Genomic DNA, 555 nt, shown 5'->3' with positions numbered 1-555 from the left:
AGAGTTAAGTAAAACTTCGGTTTAAAACGGTCTAAAAAGAAAGTTTAAAATTAAGTGTTGACTCGAAAATTTAAGGATGTATTATACGCATCCCTAGCGACAACGTCGCAACGTTCTTTAACAATATAAAGCAATCATCTGTGTGGGCACTCGTACAGATTGAGTTCTAACAGCGAAGCTTAGTTTACTAAGAGACGCAAACAAATTTAGAGTCTCAATTTCTTATGAGTGACTATATAGTCAATTCGATATCGAAAGATATCAAAATCAGAATTCATTGAGCATGGTTTGAAGTTTACTTCAAACAAAAAACTTTTAATTGAAGAGTTTGATCATGGCTCAGATTGAACGCTGGCGGCAGGCCTAACACATGCAAGTCGAGCGGAAACGAAGAGGTGCTTGCACCTCTGGCGTCGAGCGGCGGACGGGTGAGTAATGCTTGGGAATATGCCTTATGGTGGGGGACAACAGTTGGAAACGACTGCTAATACCGCATGATGTCTACGGACCAAAGTGGGGGACCTTCGGGCCTCACGCCATAAGATTAGCCCAAGT

General features: G+C 41.8%; 1 rRNA gene. It reads left to right on the top strand.

Annotated elements, in window-relative coordinates:
• Positions 1–316 precede the first annotated feature (316 nt).
• Positions 317–555 (top strand): 16S ribosomal RNA (locus JIG37_RS00025); the annotation flags it as partial.

Source organism: Pseudoalteromonas sp. bablab_jr010, from assembly GCF_016464105.1.
In the GTDB taxonomy this organism is placed as follows: Bacteria; Pseudomonadota; Gammaproteobacteria; order Enterobacterales; family Alteromonadaceae; genus Pseudoalteromonas; species Pseudoalteromonas simplex.
Note: the sequence above shows the minus strand (reverse complement) of the source record. Positions and strands in the feature narration are given on the sequence as shown.